The sequence below is a fragment of the Sphingomonas sp. 1F27F7B genome, from assembly GCF_005503355.1.
GTDB lineage: Bacteria > Pseudomonadota > Alphaproteobacteria > Sphingomonadales > Sphingomonadaceae > Sphingomonas.
Map to the genome: position 1 here is coordinate 113,611 of NZ_SCMK01000002.1, position 19,709 is coordinate 133,319.

17 protein-coding genes are annotated in these 19,709 nt (G+C 69.4%); 9 read left to right on the forward strand and 8 right to left on the reverse strand.

Annotation, left to right across the window (positions count from 1 at the left end):
* The first annotated feature begins 35 nt into the window (after positions 1-35).
* The 3 genes from tsaD to FFS08_RS02295 are packed head-to-tail and all read left to right on the forward strand — an operon-like array spanning position 36 to position 2,571.
* Positions 36-1,061, forward strand: coding sequence for a tRNA (adenosine(37)-N6)-threonylcarbamoyltransferase complex transferase subunit TsaD (gene tsaD / locus FFS08_RS02285; protein ID WP_137862797.1), 1,026 nt, complete (start codon positions 36-38; stop codon positions 1,059-1,061).
* A complete protein-coding gene (locus tag FFS08_RS02290; protein ID WP_137862796.1) occupies positions 1,058-2,038 on the forward strand; it encodes an NAD(P)H-dependent glycerol-3-phosphate dehydrogenase in 981 nt (326 codons plus the stop codon). The genes tsaD and FFS08_RS02290 overlap by 4 nt, the downstream gene beginning before the upstream one ends.
* Positions 2,035-2,571 carry a DUF1697 domain-containing protein gene (locus tag FFS08_RS02295; RefSeq protein ID WP_137862795.1) on the forward strand — a complete coding sequence of 179 codons (537 nt, stop codon included), beginning with the start codon at positions 2,035-2,037 and terminating at the stop codon, positions 2,569-2,571. Before FFS08_RS02290 ends, FFS08_RS02295 begins: the two co-directional genes overlap by 4 nt.
* On the opposite strand, the gene FFS08_RS02300 is transcribed toward FFS08_RS02295, so the two are convergent.
* Positions 2,568-2,720 carry a DUF1674 domain-containing protein gene (locus FFS08_RS02300; protein ID WP_137862794.1) on the reverse strand — a complete coding sequence of 51 codons (153 nt, stop codon included), beginning with the start codon at positions 2,718-2,720 and terminating at the stop codon, positions 2,568-2,570. The genes FFS08_RS02295 and FFS08_RS02300 overlap by 4 nt on opposite strands.
* A 35-nt stretch (positions 2,721-2,755) precedes the next feature.
* Between FFS08_RS02300 and FFS08_RS02305 the strand changes: the two genes are divergently transcribed.
* The 5 genes from FFS08_RS02305 to purH all read left to right on the forward strand — a co-directional run bounded on the left by FFS08_RS02305 (position 2,756) and on the right by purH (position 8,445).
* The gene (locus FFS08_RS02305) at positions 2,756-4,039 is read left to right on the forward strand and encodes an RsmB/NOP family class I SAM-dependent RNA methyltransferase (RefSeq protein ID WP_249341088.1); all 1,284 of its coding nucleotides are present in this window, start codon (positions 2,756-2,758) and stop codon (positions 4,037-4,039) included.
* A gap of 37 nt (positions 4,040-4,076) precedes the next feature.
* Positions 4,077-4,733, forward strand: coding sequence for a ribulose-phosphate 3-epimerase (gene rpe / locus FFS08_RS02310; protein ID WP_137862793.1), 657 nt, complete (start codon positions 4,077-4,079; stop codon positions 4,731-4,733).
* Positions 4,730-6,463 (forward strand): heparinase II/III family protein, encoded by a 1,734-nt coding sequence (locus FFS08_RS02315; RefSeq protein ID WP_137862792.1) that lies wholly within the window; start codon positions 4,730-4,732, stop codon positions 6,461-6,463. The genes rpe and FFS08_RS02315 overlap by 4 nt, the downstream gene beginning before the upstream one ends.
* Before the next feature lie 35 nt (positions 6,464-6,498).
* The gene (locus FFS08_RS02320; protein WP_137862791.1) at positions 6,499-6,705 is read left to right on the forward strand and encodes a hypothetical protein; all 207 of its coding nucleotides are present in this window, start codon (positions 6,499-6,501) and stop codon (positions 6,703-6,705) included.
* A gap of 168 nt (positions 6,706-6,873) precedes the next feature.
* Complete coding sequence (gene purH, locus FFS08_RS02325) at positions 6,874-8,445, forward strand: bifunctional phosphoribosylaminoimidazolecarboxamide formyltransferase/IMP cyclohydrolase (RefSeq protein ID WP_137862790.1); 1,572 nt, start codon at positions 6,874-6,876, stop codon at positions 8,443-8,445.
* Between the two features lie 94 nt (positions 8,446-8,539).
* Here the strand turns inward: purH and FFS08_RS02330 are convergent, their stop codons facing one another.
* The 7 genes from FFS08_RS02330 to nadB form a co-directional block, all read right to left on the reverse strand.
* Positions 8,540-10,069: a lipopolysaccharide biosynthesis protein gene (locus FFS08_RS02330; protein ID WP_249341087.1), complete on the reverse strand. Its 1,530-nt coding sequence runs from the start codon at positions 10,067-10,069 to the stop codon at positions 8,540-8,542.
* A complete protein-coding gene (gene polA, locus FFS08_RS02335; protein WP_137862789.1) occupies positions 10,066-12,834 on the reverse strand; it encodes a DNA polymerase I in 2,769 nt (922 codons plus the stop codon). Before polA ends, FFS08_RS02330 begins: the two co-directional genes overlap by 4 nt.
* 43 nt (positions 12,835-12,877) lie before the next feature.
* Positions 12,878-13,480 (reverse strand): hypothetical protein, encoded by a 603-nt coding sequence (locus FFS08_RS02340; protein WP_137862788.1) that lies wholly within the window; start codon positions 13,478-13,480, stop codon positions 12,878-12,880.
* 63 nt (positions 13,481-13,543) lie between these two features.
* Positions 13,544-14,236: a 2OG-Fe(II) oxygenase gene (locus FFS08_RS02345; RefSeq protein WP_137862787.1), complete on the reverse strand. Its 693-nt coding sequence runs from the start codon at positions 14,234-14,236 to the stop codon at positions 13,544-13,546.
* Positions 14,237-14,290: 54 nt separating this feature from the next.
* Positions 14,291-15,391, reverse strand: coding sequence for a serine hydrolase (locus tag FFS08_RS02350; RefSeq protein ID WP_249341086.1), 1,101 nt, complete (start codon positions 15,389-15,391; stop codon positions 14,291-14,293).
* 188 nt (positions 15,392-15,579) lie between these two features.
* Positions 15,580-16,986 (reverse strand): glycosyltransferase family protein, encoded by a 1,407-nt coding sequence (locus FFS08_RS02355; RefSeq protein WP_171012428.1) that lies wholly within the window; start codon positions 16,984-16,986, stop codon positions 15,580-15,582.
* 23 nt (positions 16,987-17,009) lie between these two features.
* Complete coding sequence (gene nadB / locus FFS08_RS02360) at positions 17,010-18,614, reverse strand: L-aspartate oxidase (protein ID WP_137862785.1); 1,605 nt, start codon at positions 18,612-18,614, stop codon at positions 17,010-17,012.
* A 78-nt stretch (positions 18,615-18,692) separates the two neighbouring features.
* Between nadB and FFS08_RS02365 the strand changes: the two genes are divergently transcribed.
* Entirely contained in the window at positions 18,693-19,601 is a 909-nt protein-coding gene (locus FFS08_RS02365) for a CE1 family esterase (protein ID WP_249341085.1), read from the forward strand.
* Positions 19,602-19,709 lie beyond the last annotated feature (108 nt).

The window sequence follows — 19,709 nt, forward strand, 5'->3', positions numbered from 1 at the left end:
TAGATGCGCACACAACGGAGTATGAAACGAACGACATGGCCCTGATCCTCGGCCTCGAATCGAGTTGCGACGAAACTGCCGCCGCGCTGGTCACCACCGACCGGCGGGTGCTGGCGCACAAGCTGGCGCGCCAGGAAGCTGCGCACCGGCCCTATGGCGGCGTGGTGCCCGAGATCGCGGCGCGCGCGCATGTCGAAGCGATCGGCCCGCTGATCGAAGGCGCCTTTGCCGAAGCCGGCGTGACGCTCGCCGATGTCGACGCCGTCGCCGCTACTGCCGGGCCGGGGCTGATCGGCGGCGTGATGGTCGGCCTGGTCGCCGGCAAGGCGCTGGCGCTGGCGGGGGGCAAGCCGCTGGTGGCGGTCAATCATCTCGAGGGGCATGCGCTGTCGCCGCGGCTCACCGATCCGGATCTCGCCTTTCCCTATCTGCTGCTGCTGGTCTCGGGCGGCCATTGCCAGCTGCTGCTCGTCGAGGGGGTGGGCCGCTACCGGCGCCTCGCCACCACGATCGACGATGCCGCGGGCGAAGCGTTCGACAAGACCGCCAAGATGCTGGGCCTCGGCTTTCCCGGTGGTCCCGCGGTGGAGGAAGCGGCGGCGCGCGGCGATCCCCGGGCGGTGCCGCTGCCGCGCCCGCTGCTCGGCTCGGCGGAACCGCATTTCTCCTTCGCGGGACTGAAGAGCGACGTGGCGCGCAAGGCCGGGCTCTTCGGCGTCGAGGATATCGCGGCGTCCTTCCAGCAGGCGGTGGTCGATTGCCTGGTCGATCGCACCCGCCGGGCGATGGCGAAGGTGGAGGCGACGGCGCTGGTGGTGGCGGGCGGCGTCGCCGCGAACCGGTCGGTGCGCGGTGCTCTGGAACGATTGGCCGCGGAAGCAGGCATGCGCTTCGTCGCGCCGCCGCTCTGGCTCTGCACTGACAATGCGGCGATGATCGGCTGGGCGGGGGCCGAGCGGTTCCTGGCGGGGTTCAGCGATCCGCTCGACACGCCGGCGCGGGCGCGCTGGCCGCTCGATCCGGATGCGGAGAAGGTTCGCGGCGCGGGAGTGAAGGCATGAGGATAGGGGTGATCGGCGGCGGCGCCTGGGGCACGGCCCTGGCCCAGGTCGCGGCGCGGGGCGGCAGCGAGGAGGTGCTGCTCTGGGCGCGCGAGGCGCAGGTGGTGGAGAGCGTGAACCTCCGCCACCGGAACGATATATTCCTCCCGCAGGTATCGCTCAGCCCGAGTATCCGCGCCACGCGTGACCTTCGTGACCTTGCGGATATGGAAGCGTTGCTCGTGGTGGCCCCGGCCCAGCATGTCCGCGCCGTCCTGTCCGAGACGCCGGTCGGCGACATGCCGCTGGTCCTCTGCGCCAAGGGGATCGAGGCCGGCACCAAGCTGCTGGTGGGAGAAGTGGCGCACCAGGTCGCCCCCCGGGCGCCGCTCGCAGTGCTCTCAGGTCCCACCTTTGCCCATGAAGTCGCGGCCGGCAAACCCACCGCCGTCACCCTGGCCTGCGGGGACGAGGGGCTGCGGGCACGCCTGGCCGAGCGGCTGGCGGGGCCTGCCTTCCGCACCTATGGCTCGGCCGACCTGGTGGGGGCGGAGATCGGCGGGGCGGTCAAGAACGTCCTCGCCATCGCCTGCGGGGTGGTGGAGGGTGCCGGCCTGGGCCTCAACGCCCGCGCCGCGCTGATCGCCCGGGGCTTTGCCGAGATGACGCGCTTCGGCCTGGCCCGCGGCGCCCAGGCGGAGACGCTCACCGGCCTGTCGGGCCTGGGCGACCTGGTCCTCACCTGTTCCTCCACCAATTCGCGCAACTTCTCTCTTGGCCTGGGGCTCGGCCAGGGGAAGCCGGCCGCGGCGCTGATGGCCGACCGCAAGACGGTGGCGGAAGGCGCCTTCACTGCGCCTGTCCTGCGCGAAGCCGCGCGCGACGCCGGCGTGGACATGCCCGTCACCCGCGCGGTCAACGCGCTGCTCGAGGGCGCGCCCGTCGCCCGGGTGATCGAGGAACTGCTCAGCCGCCCCCTGCGGGAGGAACTGCAATGAAGTGGGCGGCGATGCTCCGGGGCATCAACCTGGGCAAGCGCCAGCTCAAGTCGGCGGAGCTCAAGGCCGTGGTCGAGGGCATGGGCTTTACTGCGGTCAGGCCGATCCTCGCCTCGGGCAATGTCGTGTTCGAGGCCGGCGACGCGGCGCCCGAGGCCATCGAGCGCGATCTCCACGCGGCGCTGGAGCGGGCCACCGGCCTCAAGTCTGAAGTGTTCGTGCGCAACTGCGCCGATCTCGAAACGCTGGTCGAGGCCAATCCCTTTCCCGAGGAAGCGAAGGCGCGGCCCAGTTTTCTCCTCGTCACCTTCCACCGCGCGGCGCCGGACCAAGCGGCGATCGACCGGCTGGCGGAGAGCCATGACGGCCCCGAGCGCATGGCGGTGGTCGGCCGCGAGCTGTTCACCGATTTCCCCGAGGGCCAGGGCCGCTCGACCCTGGTTCCCGCGATGCAGAAGGCCAGGCTGGCCCAGGGCAATACCGGGCGCAACTGGAACACGGTGCTCAAGCTGCTCGCGGCGTTGCGGGACTAGAAATCGACGGCGATGCCCTTGCGCTCCCAATCGCCATAGCGAGTCGGGTCGAGCGCATCGGGCTTTCCCCGGGCCGGCTCGGGCTTCGGCAGCGGCGGGCTCGGCGTCAGATACGCGGGCGGTTTCACATTTGCGGGGCGCTGGGCCATAGGCAGCAGATCGTCCTTCCCATCGCCGAGGTCAAGTGAAGCCGCCGCGCCGCCATTCCCCCCGCCAGACGCCCGATGCTCCCGGCGTGCCCACGCGCCGTGCCGCGCTCAAGCTGCTCGATGCGGTGCTCCGCCGCGGGCTGGCACTGGAACAGGCGCTCGACTCCGCCGCGCAGGGCCTTGCGCCCAATGATCGCGGCCTCGCCCATGCCATCGCCGCCGAAGTGCTGCGCCGGCTCCCCGATCTTGACGCGCTGATCGATTCGGCGACGAAGCAGCGCCTGCCCGACGACGCCAAGGCGCGCTTCGCCCTGCGCATCGCGCTCGTCCAGGCGCTCGCGCTCGGCACGCCGGGCCATGCCGCGATCGCCACCGTGCTGCCGCTCGTCGACGGCGGGCCGCGCAAGCTGGTCCATGGCGTGTTCGGCACGCTGGTCCGCCAGGGCGCGACGCTGCCCGAGCCGCCGACCCTGCCCGACGCAGTGGCGCTGCGCTGGCATGCCGCCTGGGGCGACCAGGTGATCGAGGATGCCGAGCGCGCCATCGCGGTGCCGCCGCCGCTCGACCTGACGCTGCGCGATCCCGCGATCGCGCCCGACCTGCCCGGCGCCAGCCTGATCGCCGGGCACCTCCGCCTGGACGAGAAGGGCGCGGTGGCGATGCTCCCCGGCTATGCCGAGGGCGATTGGTGGGTGCAGGATCTCGCCGCCTCGCTGCCCGCCCGGCTGGTCGGCAGGGGCGACGGCACCGTGCTCGACCTGTGCGCCGCGCCCGGGGGCAAGACGCTCCAGCTCGCCGCCGCCGGCTGGCGGGTGACTGCGGTCGACATCTCGGAAAGTCGTCTCGCGCGACTTCACGAGAATCTGGAGCGCACCGGGCTGCGCGCCGAAGTGGTCGCCGCCGACCTGCTCGGCTGGGCTCCCGATGCGCCGGTCGATGCGGTCCTGCTCGATGCGCCGTGCAGTGCCACCGGCATCTTCCGCCGCCATCCCGACGTGCTCCACCGCGTCCGGCCGCGCCTGATCGCCGAGATGGCCGAGCTGCAGGGCCGGCTGCTCGCTCGCGCGGCGGACTGGGTGCGGCCGGGCGGCACGCTCGTCTTCTCGACCTGCTCGCTCGAGCCCGAGGAAGGCGAGATGCAGCTGGCGGCGTTCCTCGCTGCGCGGCGCGACTATGCCCTCGCCCCCGTCCGGCCGGAGGAGCTGCCGCGCGGCGTCGCCCCCCGCGACGACGGGAGTCTCCGCCTGCTCCCCGGAACGCTCGGCGATGCCGGCGGGTTGGACGGGTTCTTCATCGCGAGGCTCGCCCGCAAAGCCTGAGGTTGCGCGCGAATCCCGGGGTGCCTAAGGATTCGTCATGGCCATCCGCATCGCACCTTCGATCCTCTCCGCCGATTTCGCCAGGCTGGGCGAGGAAATCCGCGCCATCGACGCGGCGGGCGCCGACTGGATCCATGTCGATGTGATGGACGGGCATTTCGTGCCCAACATCACGATCGGCCCGGGCGTGATCAAGGCGCTGCGCCCGCACACCGCCAAGCCGTTCGACGTGCACCTGATGATCGCGCCGGTCGACCCGCTGCTCGAGGCCTTTGCCGATGCCGGTGCCGACTGCATCTCGGTGCACCCGGAATCGGGCCCGCACCTCCATCGCACGCTCCAGACGATCAAGGGGCTGGGCAAGCGTGCCGGCGTGGTGCTCAATCCCTCCACGCCGGTGGATGCCGTCGACTATGTCATGGACATGGTCGATCTGATCCTGGTGATGAGCGTGAACCCGGGTTTCGGCGGGCAGAAGTTCATCGAGAGCCAGCTCGGCAAGATCGCCGAGCTGCGCAGGCGGATCGATGCCAGCGGCCGCGCGATCGACCTGGAAGTGGATGGCGGCATCGATCGCGAGACCGCGCCGCGCGCCATTGCCGCGGGTGCCGACGCGCTGGTCGCCGGCACCGCCACCTTCACCGGCGGCCCGAGCCGATATGCGGCGAACATCGCCGCGCTGCGAGGCGGGTGAGCAATGACGGCATCGACTCCGGAGCCGACGGAGTCGAGCAGGGCAAGCGGCTCATCCGCACCGGCGGAGAACGCGGCCTCAGCCTTGCCGAGCGCATCTCCGAGCGCTTCCAGCGCCTCGCCTGGCGCACGCCGCTCCACAACATGCGCCTGAAGGGCCGGCACCCGCTCAAGCTGATCGCAGTCGGCGAGGACCCGTTCTTCGGCGATGTCGAGCGCGGCAATGCGCTGCTCGACGGCTATGTGCTGTTCCGCGGCGAGCAGCGCTCGGTCACCGGGCTCGACTTTGCCCGGCCCGACTGGTCCGTGGCGATGGGCGAGTATCTCCACGGTTTCGGCTGGCTGCGCGATCTCTCCAGCGTCACCACGCGAGTAACCGCGGCGCCGATCGCCGAGGCGCTGATGCAGCGCTGGCTGGCCGTGCATGGCGACAAGGTTTCCGATCCCGCCTGGCGCGCCGATCTGGTCGGCCGGCGCATCCTGGCCTGGACGGCCCATGCGCCGCTGATCCTGTCGGCCAACGACCTGGTCTATCGCTCCTCGGTGCTCCATGCGCTGGCCAAGGGCGCGCGCCATCTCGATCGTGCCGCCGATCGCGTCCCGCTCGGCACGCCGCGTATCGCCGCCTGGTGCGGCGTGCTGGCCGCCGGGCTGATGATCCCGGGCGGCGATCCGCGCCGTTCCTTCGGCGAGACCGGGCTGCGCCGGGCGCTCGAACAGTCGATGTTCGACGATGGCGGCACGGTCGGCCGCTCGCCCTGGGGCCAGCTCGACGCGATGCAGCTGCTGACGATCCTGGCCAACGCCTATGAGGCGCGCCGGCTCGAGCCGCCGGCCTTCGTCGCCTCCGCGCTGGGCAGGATGGTCACCGCGCTGCTCGGCGTCTGCCATGGCGACAAGGGCCTGGGCAGCTGGCAGGGCAGCGCTCCCGTGCCCGGCGCACTGATCGAGCAGGCGGTGGAGGCCACCGGCGTGCGCACCCGCCCGCTCAAGCAGGCGCGCGAATGGGGCTATCAGCGGCTGAACGCGGGCGGCACGGTGCTGATCGTCGACGCGGCACCGCCGCCGCTGGCCCGGCTGGCGGCGGGCGGCTGCGCCTCGACGCTCGCTTTCGAGCTTTCGGACGGGCCGCACCGGATCGTCGTCAATTGCGGCGGCTCGAACATGGCCAATGCCGCGATGCCTGCCGCGCTGGGCGAAGGCCTGCGCACCACCGCAGCGCATTCCACGCTCGTGCTGGCCGACAGCAACTCGACGGCGATCCATCCCGACGGATCGCTCGGCCGCGGCGTCGTCGAAGTCGAGCTGGCGCGCACCGAGAGCGAGAATGGCAGCCGGATCGAAGCAAGCCATGACGGCTATGTCCGCCGCCTGGGCTTCGTCCATCGCCGGCTGATCGCGCTCGGCGGCGACGGGCGCGACGTGCGCGGCGAGGACATGCTGCTCCCCGCCGACAAGCGCAAGCGCAAGGCGAACACGCCGTTCGCGATTCGCTTCCACCTCGCTCCCCAGGTCGAGATCTCGCCCACCGCCGACGGCCAGGCGGCGATCCTGCGCCTGCCGAGCGGGCATCTCTGGCAGTTCCGCTGCAAGGGCGGGGCGCTCGCCTTCGAGGATTCGCTGTGGATCGACGGCACGGGCAGGCCGGTGCCGACCAGGCAGCTGGTGATCACCGGCGAATCGCTCGCAGGTGGTGCAAACGTCAGCTGGCTGTTCCACCGCGCGAAGTGATAGGGCTCGCCCGCCGATTCGGGGGAGGAAGCGAGATGGCGCAGGTCGAAGTGTTCGATGAGGAGGATGCGCGCGAGCCGCTGTTCGTCGGTGAGTTCGGCTTTCTGCCGCGCGCCGGTGAAAGCCTGTCGATCGAAGTCGACGGCGTCTTCAGCTATTACCGGGTGACGGAGACATGGTTCCGCCACGACGAGGAGAGCGACGCGTTCCTGCCCTGCCTGCGCGTCGAGCTCGAAGACTAGAATCGTTTTCGGTAGGGCGGCACCGGCCCGCTCCCCCACCCGGCCACCCATAGAATATACTTCCGCGGGGTGGCCGGGTGGGGGAGCGGGCCCGTGCCGACGCAGCGAAGCTGAAAAACGACTCTAGGGGTTGCGCCGGGCGCTCCGATCCGTAGAGGGGCTTGCCGCATGGATCAGGTGAAAATCAGGCGCGCACTCCTCTCGGTCTCCGACAAGACCGGGATCGTCGAACTCGCACGGGCGCTGGCGGCGCAGGGAGCCGAACTGGTCTCGACCGGAGGCACCGCCACCGCGCTCCGCGACGCCGGGCTGGAGGTGCGCGACATCTCCGACCTCACCGGCTTTCCCGAGATGATGGACGGGCGCGTGAAGACGCTTCACCCCAAGGTGCATGGCGGCCTGCTCGCGATCCGCGGCAACGATGACCATGAGGCTTCGATGGCCGAGCACGAGATCGCCCCGATCGATCTCGTCGTGGTCAATCTCTATCCCTTCGCCGAAACGGTGGCGCGGGGGGCGAGCCGCGACACGATCATCGAGAATATCGATATCGGCGGCCCCTCGATGGTGCGCTCGGCCGCGAAGAACCACGAGAGCGTCGCGATCCTGACCGATCCCGCCGACTATGCGCTGGTCCTGGGCGGCGAGACCACGCTGGCCCAGCGCCGCAAGTTCGCCGCCAAGGCCTATGCCGCCACCGCCGCCTATGACGCGATGATCGCCAGCTGGTTCGCCCTGGTCGACCAGGCCGAGGCGTTTCCCGAGACGATGCACCTCGCGCTCAAGCGCGGCCAGGAACTGCGCTATGGCGAGAACCCGCACCAGAAGGCGGCCTTCTACATCCATGGCGGCCCGCATGTGCAGGGTATCGGCCAGGCCCGGCAGGTCCAGGGCAAGGAACTGAGCTACAACAACTACAACGACGCCGACGCCGCGCTCGAACTGGTCAGCGAGTTCCGCGACGGCCCGCCGAGCGTGGTGATCGTCAAGCACGCCAATCCCTGCGGCGTGGCGAGCGCGGAGACGCTTGCGGATGCCTATGCCGCTGCCTTTGCCTGCGACACCGTCTCGGCGTTCGGCGGCATCATTGCCGTGAACCGGCCGCTGGATCGCGCCACGGCCGAGCAGATCACCTCGATCTTCACCGAAGTCGTGGTCGCCCCCGGGGCCGATGAAGAGGCGCTCGCGCTGTTCGCGGCCAAGAAGAATCTCCGCCTGCTGCTGACCGAGGGGCTGCCCGACCCGGCGCGCGGGGGGCTGGCCGCCAAGTCCTTTGCGGGCGGCTGGCTGATCCAGAGCCGCGACAACGGCATCACCGCGTGGGAGGACCTGAAGGTAGTGACGAAGCGCGCGCCGACCGAACAGGAACTGGCGGACTGCCTGTTCGCCTGGACGGTGGCGAAGCACGTCAAGTCGAACGCGATCGTCTATGCCAAGGACGGCAGCACCGCCGGCATCGGCGCGGGCCAGATGAACCGCCTGGAGAGCGCGCGCATCGCCGCCTGGAAGGCGAAGGACGCCGCCGACAAGGCCGGCTGGCCGCAGCCGCGCACGATCGGCTCGGCAGTCGCGTCCGACGCCTTCTTCCCCTTTGCCGACGGCCTGCTCGCCGCGGTGGAGGCCGGGGCGACGGCAGTGATCCAGCCCGGCGGCTCGATCCGTGACGACGAAGTGATCGCGGCGGCCGACGCGGCCGGCCTGGCGATGGTCTTCACCGGCATGCGGCACTTCCGGCACTAGGCCGAGAACGCGAGCGGATAGCTGATTTCCCTTCGTCATCCGGGCCTCGAGCCGGGACGACGAAGGAAGAATGGGCGCCGCGCAAGGGCGAGGGCTAGAGCGTCCCGTCCATCGGCAGCGTCGCCTCGCCTGCCCTGGGCATCTTGCGGAACAGCGCGCGGTCCTCCGGGCCGAAGCCGAACTTGATGATCACGAACAGATAGGTGACCAGGATCGCCGGCATGCCGATGCTGAGCTCGGCCCATTCATATTGCTTGGGCAGGCTGGTGAACGCCCCCCCGACCAGGCTGGCGATCGCGATCGCGGCGAAGAAGCTCGGCCGGATCGAGACGACCGACGCGCCGGTCAGGCGATAGAGAAGGGCGGCCTTCACTGCCGATCCGATGGTCAGCGACAGGGCGAGCGCCAGGGCCGGCCCGGCGGCCTGGACCGGCTGGGGCCAGCCCTGGGCCCGCGCGACGAAGACGAACACGAAGCTCAGCACGATCTGCAGCAGCAGCACGCATACCGAGATCGCCAGATTCTTGTGACGAGCGATATAGACCAGGCCGGTCTCGCAGACCGCGCCGGTCGAGGCGAGCACTTCGGCGACGAGCAGGATGCACAGCGCGCCGGCGCCGATCACGAACTCCTTGCCGATCAGCCCCATCACGCCTTCGGCCGGCAGCGAGAACATCACTGCCAGCGCGGCCTGGGCGCTCGTCACCCAGAAGCCGACCTGGCGCACCTGCTTGGCGACCGCGGCCCGGTCGTTCTCGGCGAGCGCCTTGGTGACGACGGGCCCCAGGATGGGATCGAAGCTCGACTTGAGCCGCTGCGGCACCGAGGCGACTTGCTGCGCCATGTAATAGATACCCACCACCGCGGGGCTGAACAGCAGGGCCAGGATGAAGCGGTCGACGTTGCGCGTCGCCCATTCGATCGCGTCGGCGCCGGCGAGCGGCGCGTTGGCGCGGGCGAGCCACCAGATCGAGCTGGGCCGCGGCCGCCAGCCATGCGGCAGGCCATATTCCTTGACGAACGGCACGATCGAAGCGGCCAGGGCGGCGATCATCGACAGCGCATAGGCGAAGATCAGCCCGTCGCGCGCCGAGACATAGGAGAAGCCCCAGGCGGCGATGCTGATCGTCCAGGGCTCGATGATCGCGCGCGCTGTCACTGCCGCGCCGATATTGTGGCGATAGGCGCAGGCGGAGAGCGCGACGTCGGACAGCGCCGGGCACAGCACCACCAGCGCGACCAGCGGCTCGAGCCCGGTCACCTGGCTGTTGGGGAACATCGCCTGGGGGAAGAGCACCAGCACGCCGCTGGCGATCAGCGAGGCGATCAGCGCCACCACCATCGCGTCCCACACGACATGCGCATGCGGCCGGTCGGTGCCCGCCAACGCCTGGGCCAGCCCGCGCTTGAGGCCGAGCGTGGCGAGCAGCGCCGCCACTTCGATCACCAGCACCGCGATCGCATAGCGGCCGACAATGTCGGGGCCATAGGCGCGGCCGGCGATGAACAGGAAGGGCAGCCGCGCGGCGAGGCGCAGGACGAAGCCCAGGATATTGGTCCGCCCGCCCTTGGCGAGCGCGTTGATGTCCTCGCCCCCCGAAGGCGCGGTCACGGTCTCGCTCAATGCGCCGCGCCCCAGCTCGGACCCACGCCAATCTCGACGCCGAGCGGCACGGTGAGCTTCACTGCCGGCTCGGCGGCGGTCGCCATCACCCGCTGGATGACCGGCCTGGCGGCCTCCACATCGGCTTCGGGCAGCTCGAACACCAGCTCGTCGTGCACCTGGAGCAGCATCTTGACGCCGGGCAGCCCGGCTTCGGCCAGCGCCGGGCCCATCCGCGCCATCGCCCGCTTGATGATGTCGGCGCTGGTGCCCTGGATCGGTGCGTTGATCGCTGCGCGCTCGCTGCCGGCGCGCTCGTTCGGGTTCGACGACTTGAGCCGTGGGAAATGCGTCTTCCGGCCGAACAGGGTGGTGGTGTAGCCGCGCTCCTTGGCCAGGTTGAGCGTGTCGGCGATATAGCGGTTGATGCCGGGGAAGCGCTCGAAATAGCGGTTGATCATCGCCTGTGCCTCGTCGGGTGTGACGTCGAGGCGGCCGGCCAGGCCCCAGCGCGAGATGCCGTAGAGGATCGCGAAATTGATCGTCTTGGCGCGGCCGCGCGTTTCGCGGTTGACTTCGCCGAACAGCTCCATCGCGGTGCGGTTGTGGATGTCCTCGCCCTGTTCGAAGGCCTCGCGCAGGGCAGGCACGTCGGCGATGTGCGCGGCCAGGCGCAGCTCGATCTGCGAATAGTCGGCCGAGAGGATCACATTGCCGGGTTCCGCCACGAACGCGTCCCGGATTTGTCTGCCGGTCTCGGTGCGGATCGGAATGTTCTGGAGATTGGGGTCGGTCGAGCTCAGCCGCCCGGTCTGCGCGCCGGTCAGGCTGTAGCTGGTGTGGACGCGGCCGGTCGCCGGGTTGATCTGCGCCTGGAGCGCATCGGTGTAAGTGGATTTGAGCTTGGTGAGCTGGCGCCAGTCGAGCACCTTCAGCACCATCTCGCGGCCCCGTTCGTTTTCGGGCGAATCCTTGTCGGCCGCGATTCGCTCCAGCTCGTTGACGTCGGTGGAATAGACGCCGGACTTGCCCTTGCGGCCGCCCTTGATCCCCATCTTGTCGAACAGCACGTCGCCCAGCTGCTTGGGGCTGCCGATGGTGAACTTGAAGCCGGCCAGCCCGTGGATCTCCTCCTCCAGCGCGGCGATCTGGTGCGAGAAGTCGGTCGAGAGCTTGTGGAGGACTTGCGCATCCACCTTGATGCCCGCGCGCTCCATGTCGGCGATCACCTTGACGAGCGGCCGGTCGACCATCTCATAGACGCGAGTCGAGCCTTCATAGGCGAGCCGCGGCTTGAAGCGGCGCCACAGCCGCAGCGTCACATCGGCATCCTCGGCGGCGTAGCGCGTGGCCGCCTTGAGATCGACTTCGCCGAAGCCGAGCTGGTTCTTGCCGGTGCCGACCACGTCCTTGTACGCGATGCAGCTGTGCGAGAGGTGGGTGGCGGCCAGCTCGTCCATGCCGTGGCCGTGCAGGCCGGCGTCGAGATCGAAGCTCATCACGATCGTGTCGTCATAAGGGACGACTTCGATGCCGCAGCCGCCGAGCACGATCAGGTCGTATTTGAGATTGTGGCCGATCTTGAGGACGGCGGGGTCCTCGAGCAGCGGCTTCAGCTTCGCGATCGCCACCGCGCGATCGATCTGCAGCGGCTTCTCGGCGAACATGTCGGTGCCGCCATGGCCGATCGGAATGTAGCAGGCCTTGTTGGGCGCCAGCGCCATCGAGACGCCGACCAGTTCGGCGCGCGTCGCGTCTACGCCGGTGGTCTCGGTGTCGACCGCCACCCAGCCCTGGTGCCGCGCCTGCGCGATCCATTGATCGAGCGCCGCTTCGTCGACGACCGTCTCGTATCCGTCATGGTCGCAGGGCGGGTCTTCCTCCAGCCCGGGCGTGTCGTGCGTCTCGACCGGCGCATCCGCCACCGCCGAAAGCCGGTTGAGCAGGGTGCGGAAGCCGTGATGCTCCAGGAACGCGCGCAGCGGCGCGTCCGGAATGCCCTTGAGCTCGAATTCCTCCAGCGGTTCGGGCAGCGGGACGTCGCTCGCCAGCTGGACCAGCTTGTGCGAGAGCCGCGCCATCTCGGCATGCTCGATCAGATTGTCGCGCATCTTCGAAGGCTTCATCGAAGGCGCCGCTTCCAGCACGCCCTCGACCGTGCCGAATTCCTGGATCAGCTTGGCGGCGGTCTTGGGGCCGACGCCCTTCACGCCCGGAACATTGTCGACGCTGTCGCCCATCAGGGCCAGCACTTCGCCCAGTTTCTCGGGGAGCACCCCGAACTTCTCTTCGGTGTCCTTGGGGCCCAGGCGGCGGTTGTTCATCGTGTCGAGCATGTCGACCGACGGATCGGTCATCAGCTGCATCAGGTCCTTGTCGGAGCTGACGATGGTCACCTGCCAGCCCTGGGCCAGCGCCGCCTTGGTATAGCTCGCGATCAGGTCGTCGGCTTCCCAGCCCGCTTCCTCGATGCAGGGCAGCGAGAAGGCGCGAGTCGCGTCGCGGATCATCGGGAACTGGGGAACCAGGTCCTCGGGCGCGGGCGGGCGGTGCGCCTTGTACTGGTCGTACAGCTCGTTGCGGAAGGTGTGCTCGCTCTTGTCGAGCACCACGGCCATGTGAGTCGGGCCATCGGCCTTGTTCAGCTCGTCGACCAGCTTCCAGAGCATGGTCGTATAGCCATAGACCGCGCCCACCGGCTCACCATGTTTGTTGGTGAGCGGCGGCAGCCGGTGATAGGCGCGGAAGATATAGCCGGAGCCGTCGACGAGATAGAGATGGGGCATCGCCGCGCCGAGATAGCCGAGCCGGTGCGCCGAACAAAGCCCCTCAGGCCATTACGACATTTTGCAGAGTGAAGCGGAAGGGATCGGGGTCGCCGCCGGTCATCACGATATCGGCGCTGGCGATGCCGAGCAGCGAGATCTCGCTATTGTCCTGCCCCATGGTGATGGAGACCGGGGAGTCCTCCGCGCTTCGTTGCGAGAGGGTGCCGATCCAGATGCTGGGCTCGAGCACGAACTCCGCCAGGCCGCCGGGGGCGATGGCGGGTGCGCTCGCATAGAGCCGGCCGTCCTTGAAGAGCTGCGCGGTGATCGTGCCTTCCCGCAGCGTGTTGGCCAGTTCGATCGCCCGCGGTGTCGCCGCGGTCCCCTTGGCCTGGATCGCGTCGCCCGCATTAGTGAAGACCGCCTCGAAGCGCTGGCCGGGCTCGGCGGGCAGGCGCTGCGTATAATTGCCGTAGCTGTCGAGATAGCCGATCATCGTCGCCATCGGATAGACGAAGGGATGGTTGCTGCCCGGCGCGCAGTTCCGGATCACCGTCCAGGCCGATGCGTCGCCAGGGCCGGGCGTCACATTCTGCGAGAAGATCAGCACCTGGGTGTTGTGGGTGTCGTTCGAGTCGTTGATGAAGTTGAGCCGGATATCCATCGAAACCCTCCCCTGAATTCGCGGCGGAGTATCCGGCGCTTTCGTTGCGTCGGCGAGTCGAGATTACACCGAATCGTGGAATATCACGCCGAGCACATGGCGTTGCCCGCTACGGACTTCGCTGACGCCGTGGCGCATCGTCACGCGATAGTCGCCGCGGCTGCCGCGCACCGGGCGCTGGTTGACCGCGAACACCACGGCATCGCCCTGGCGCAGCGGCACCACCGCCACGCGCGACTGCATGCGCGGGCGCTGCTCGGTCAGCACGAAAGCGCCGCCGGTGAAGTCCCGCTCCGGCTCGGAGAGCAGCACCGCGAGCTGGAGGGGGAAGACGTGCTCGCCGTACAGGTCCTGATGCAGGCAGTTATAGTCGCCGGGCCCGTAGCGGAGCAGCAGCGGGGTCGGGCGCAGCTGGCCCGCGGCATGGCAGCGGGCGAGGAAGTCCGCATGCGCTGGCGGGAAGCGTCGGTCGATGCCCATGCGATGGTTCCAGAGATTGGCGATGGCGGCGAGCGGCGGGTAGAGGCCGGTGCGGAGCGCGGCGACCGGCTCGGGCTGAGGATAGGCGAAATAGCGATATTCGCCGCGGCCGAACCCGTGGCGCGCCATCACCACCCGGCTGCGGAACCGCGCCTCGTCGTCATAGAGCGCGGCCGTCGCGGCGCATTGTTCGGAAGAGAGCAGGCCGGGCAGCACGGCCCATCCCTGGCTGTCGAGTGCCGCCGTGATCGCGGTCCAGTCCTGTCGGTGTGGCATGGCGACGGGCTAGCGCGCGCCATCGGCACGCGCATTCCGCCGCTTGCTCCCGAACTAGTTGCGATGGGTGACGATCGCCTGCGCCACCTGCTGCATCAGCATCTGGCGCTCGCGCACCGGGCGGTGCGTGTCGCCGATCATGATCGCCAGCGCATAGGATTTGCCGTCGGGTGCGGTGAGGATGCCGACATCGTTGAAGCCGGCCGTGCGCGCGCCCAGATCCTGGCCGGTGCCGGTCTTGTGGCCATAGGTCCAGCCCGGCGGCACTGCGCCGTGCACGCGGGCACGGCCGGTCCTGGCGCCGTCCATGGTCTGGAGCAGCCAGGCCGTTGTGGTAGCCGACAGCAGTTCGCCGCGCTTCAGCCGGGCGAGCGCCACCGAGATACCGGCGGCGGCAGCGCCGTCGGGCGGGTCCTTCACATAGGATTCGAACGCCGCGAGACGGACGGCGGGCGAGAGGCGCGACCGGGCGATGGCGAAGCTGTTGCCCATCGAATATTCGGGCTTCCACGCCAGGCCCGCGGTGCCGGCCTGGAGCAGCTTCTCGCCGGGGCCGAAGCGCACGCCGGTGATGCCCTTGCGCGCGAGAAAGGCGCGGACGGCGTCGGGCCCGCCGACCAGCCGCAGCAGCTTGTCGTTGCAGGTATTGTCGCTCATCTGCATCGCGCGGCGGATGATCTCGCCGATACTGGCGGTATAGCCGGCATCGCCCTTCACCAGCGCGGCGACCGGCTGGTGGAACAAGGTGAAATCGGCCCTGGTGATCGTGATCGGGTCTTCGAGGCGAAGCTTGCCCTGATCGACCTGGTCGAGCACCGTCATCGTCACCCAGAGCTTGGAAACGCTCTGCTGGGGCATCGGCCGCTCGCCGTTCGAGGCGACGATCCAGCCATCGTCGACGCTGGTCACCGCGACGCCGACAAGGCCGTCGAAGCTGCCGGTGATGCCGCGGATCGCCTGGTCGAGCGCGCGCGGTGCCGGCGCAGTCGGCTTCCATGTCGGCGTCGCGGCCTTGGCCGTGTCGGCCCAGGGAAAGGCGAAGCTCACGCCATAGGCGGCGGGCGCATAGGCAGCGAGCGACGGATCGCCATGCACGGTGCAGCCGACCAGCATCGCCGGGCCGAGGCCCGCGATCGTCACTGCCCGCTGAAACATCGAGAAATCCTCGAACTTAAACACTTAACACGACCCCTTGCCCGCCTCCGACCATGCGGCGGATGTGTTTCGCGGGAAAGTCCGCGCCATGCCGGGTTGCGACGAATACCCGTCTTGTAGCGGTGAAGCGTGAACGCAGCGGAAACGCGCTGCGATTTTCCCGCAGAACGCAGGGAAAGTCCGGAGGTTCAGTTGTTCGTGTCGCGCAGCCGGTCGTTGAGCGTGGGCAGCGCCGGATCGGGTGCGCAGCTGCCGGTCCGGCGCAGCACGCAGCCGGGCGCGCCGGTGAGGCCGGGCGCCGCGCAGGCCTCCAGGCGATAAGGCTTCGGCAATTCGGCGATCCGCGCACGGGGCGCCACCACCACGTCGAAGGCGCCCGCATGGCGCGCGGCTTCCTCGGGCGTCCCCAGCACATAGATCGGCGTATCGCGGCGATAGAGCGCATAGGCGCCCGCGACGGTATCGCGTGGCCGGTAGAGCGCGAGGCCGCAGGTGGCGGCCGGCCGGCCGGCCCGTTCGAGCGCGGCGGCGAGATCGGCCTCCAGCGACCAGTTGGAGCGGAAATGCCCGGCCGCCAGCGCCGCGGAGACCGTGCCCCACAGGACGAGCGTGCCCACCGTCGCCAGTGCCAGCCGCCGGTGCGGCAGCCGGCGGAGCAGCTCGGCGCTGCCGATCGCGGCGAGGATCACCAGCAGCGCGGTGCTCGCCAGCACGAAGCGATATTCCTTGTGCGCGATCAGCGAATGGAAGCCGAGATGCGCCAGTGCCACCCAGAGCAGCACCGGATAGCGTTTCGCGCCGATCCAGGCGAGCAGCAGGATCGGCGCCGTCGCCAGATACCAATACCAGGCGATCAGCGAGAGATAGCCGGTGAGCGGCATCGTGCCATAGGCATTGGCGCGCCCTTCGATCAGGTTGATCCGCGCCGCCTCGATCATCCAGCGGAAGGGCAGGGCGCCCATGGCGAGGTTGGCGGCGGCGTCGATCGCCAATGCCGCGCCGCCGCCCGCGATCATCGGCAGCCAGGCGCCGCGGCAGTCCCGCCGTGCCGTGAAGATGGCAAGGGTCAGCAGCGCGGGGGCATATTGGATGCGCGCGACGAAACAGAGCCCCATCAGCAGCCCGGCGATGGCGAATTGCCGCGGCCCCGGCCGCGCGCGCGCGCACAGCAGCCAGATCGCGCCCATCAGCAGCGCCAGCCCGATCGGCTCGGAAAGCGCGCGCGGGGCGAAATAGACAAGCTCGAACCAGGTCGCGGCGACGAATCCCGCCACGATCCCGTGCAGGCGTGATAGCCGGAGCCCCAGCGACACCGCCGCGCCCACGATTACCAGCGACAGCGCGGCCAGCGCCAGCCGCGCCAGCAGCAGGTGGAGCGTGGTATCGGGCGAAAGCGCATGGCCGAGCCCCATCGGCACGGCGAGCAGCTCGGGGATCAGCCAGCTGCGCAGGCCCGCGCGATAGTCCCAGGTTTGCACCCAGGGCCCGGCGACCAGATGCCAGGCCGGTTCCAGATATTGCCAGATCTCGTCGAACCAGCCGACCGTAAAGGGAATCGAAGCGGCGATGCGCAGCGTTGCCGCCAGGGCGATCACGCCCCAGAAGATCCGTCGGGCGCTCAGGGCACCAGCACCGTGTCGACCGCCACCGGCAGCGTCTCGGGATAGTCGAGCGTGTAGTGGAGCCCGCGGCTCTCCTTGCGGTGGAGCGCGGAGCGGACGATGAGGTCGGCGCTCTCGAGCAGGTTGCGCAGCTCGATCAGGTCGGGCGTCACGCGGAAATGGCCGTAATAGTCCGCCACTTCGTCGCGCAGCATCTTGATCCGGTGCGCCGCCCGCTCGAGCCGCTTGGTCGTGCGCACGATGCCGACATAGTTCCACATGAAGCGGCGGATCTCGGTCCAGTTCTGCTTGATCACCACTTCCTCGTCGGAATCGGCGACGCGGCTCTCGTCCCAGGGGCGGATGGCGGGGGGCGGAGCGAGCTCGCCCCAATGCGCGGTGATGTGGCGGGCCACTGCCTCGCCGAACACGAAGCATTCGAGCAGCGAGTTGGACGCCAGGCGATTGGCGCCGTGCAATCCCGATTGGCTCACTTCCCCGGCGGCATAGAGATTGGGCAGGTCGGTGCGCCCGTCGCGATCGATCACCACGCCGCCGCACGTGTAATGCTGGGCAGGAACCACGGGGATCGGCTCGCGGGTCATGTCGATGTCGAGGTCGAGCAGCCGGGCATGGATGGTCGGGAAGTGATGCTTCACGAACGCCGCGCCCATATGGCTGATGTCGAGATGGACATAGTCGAGGCCGAGCCGCTTGATCTCATGGTCGATCGCGCGCGCCACGATGTCGCGCGGCGCCAGCTCGGCCCGGGGGTCGAGATCGGGCATGAAGCGGCGGCCCGCCTCGTCGCCTGCATCCGGCGGCAGCAGCAGCCGACCGCCTTCGCCGCGCACCGCCTCGGTGATCAGGAAGTTCTTGACCTCGAGATTGTAGAGGCAGGTGGGGTGGAACTGCATCATCTCCATGTTCGAGATGCGGCAGCCGGCCCGCCATGCCATGGCGATGCCGTCGCCGGTCGCGCCGCGCGGCGCGGTGGAGAAGAGATAGGTGCGTCCCGCGCCGCCGGTTGCCAGCACGGTGGCGCGCGCGGTGAACAGCTCCACGCGGTTGGTCCGCCGGTTGAAGGCATAGACGCCCCAGACATTGCCCGCGCCCGAATAGCGTTCCTCATGCCGGCTGGTGGCGAGGTCGATCACCACCATGTCGGGCACCAGCGTGATGTTGGGATTGGCCTGGGCCGCCTTGAGCAGCGCGGTCTGCACCGCCAGGCCGGTCGCGTCGTCGACATGGACGATGCGGCGATGGCTGTGCCCGCCTTCGCGGGTGAGGTGGAGCGCGCCGCCCTCGGTGTTGAAGGGTACGCCGATCTCCGCCAGCCGGGCGATCGCGGCGGGGGCGTTCTCCACCACCCTCTCCACCGTGGCGCGGTCGTTGAGCCCGGCGCCGGCGATCATCGTGTCCTCGATATGGCTCTCGAACGTGTCGCCCGGCTCAAGCACCGCGGCGATGCCGCCCTGCGCCCAGGCGGTCGACCCCTCCGCGAAGCCCCCCTTGGCGAGCACCGTCACCTTGAAGCGCTGGGCGAGGTTGAGCGCCGCGGTCAGCCCCGCCGCGCCCGATCCGATGACGAGGATGTCGCTGCTATGGGGATCGTGCGCCATGTCTTCGCTGGATGTCTCTTCCGCTGGTTCCCGTCCGGACTAGGCGCTAGGCAGGGGTGCTGGCAACGGGAGAGAGATATGCGCCGCCAAAGCCTGGGTTTCGCAATGGCTGCGCTCGCGGCGCTCTGGGCCGCTCCCGCCGCCGCGGCCGGCTGTACGCTGGGCGCGCGCGGCGAAACGGTGCGCGTGGCAGTTGGCGCGACGGGGCGTTTCGCGATGCTGCACCTGCCCGCCGGCTTTGCGCGCGCGCGCCCCGCCCCCCTCGTCCTGCTGCTCCACGGCAGCGGCGGCTCCGGGGCGGCCATTCTCGAAAACTCGAAGCTCGCTTCGGCCGCCGATCGGCACGGCTTCATCGTCGTCGCGCCGGATGCCGGCATCCCGGTGCAGATGGGCTTTGTATGGAACATACCGGGCGTTCCCACCGTCACCGGCAAGGTGCCCACCGCGGAGGATGCCGATGACGTCGCATTCCTGAAGACCGCGATCGACTGGCTCGCGGCCAATCGCTGCGTCGACCGGACGCGCGTCTATGCCACCGGCCTTTCCGGCGGCGGGCGGATGAGCAGCTGGCTTGGCTGCGTCGCCGCCGATCGCTTCGCCGCGATCGCGCCGGTGGTCGGGCTGCGCGCCGGCAATCCGCTGGCGAGCGATCCGCGCCTGCCCGATCCCGCCACCTGCCGGCCGGACCGGCCGATGCCGGTGATCGCCTTTGCCGGCGATGCGGACAGGACCAACCCCATCCAGGGCGGCGGCGCGGGCTATTGGCAATATACCATGGCGGCGGCGCTCGCCCGCTGGGCCGATCTCGACTTGTGCCGGGCGGGGCCGGTGCAGCGCGACATCGACGCCAAACTCTACGAAGTCCGTTATTCGGACTGCCGCGCCGGCACCGAGGTGACCGGCCGGATCACTCGCGGCGCCGGCCATGTCTGGGCGGCCGACAATGACGCGATGTGGGCGTTCTTCGCCCGCCATCGGCGGCGCTAGCATCCGAGTATCCGACTGCGTGCAATATAGGGTTTGGGCGGCTTGGCTGTTTTGGCCGCGCCCCGGCGTGGCCGCTCTTTCAATGCCGCCCAGGAAGGCGGCAAAGCG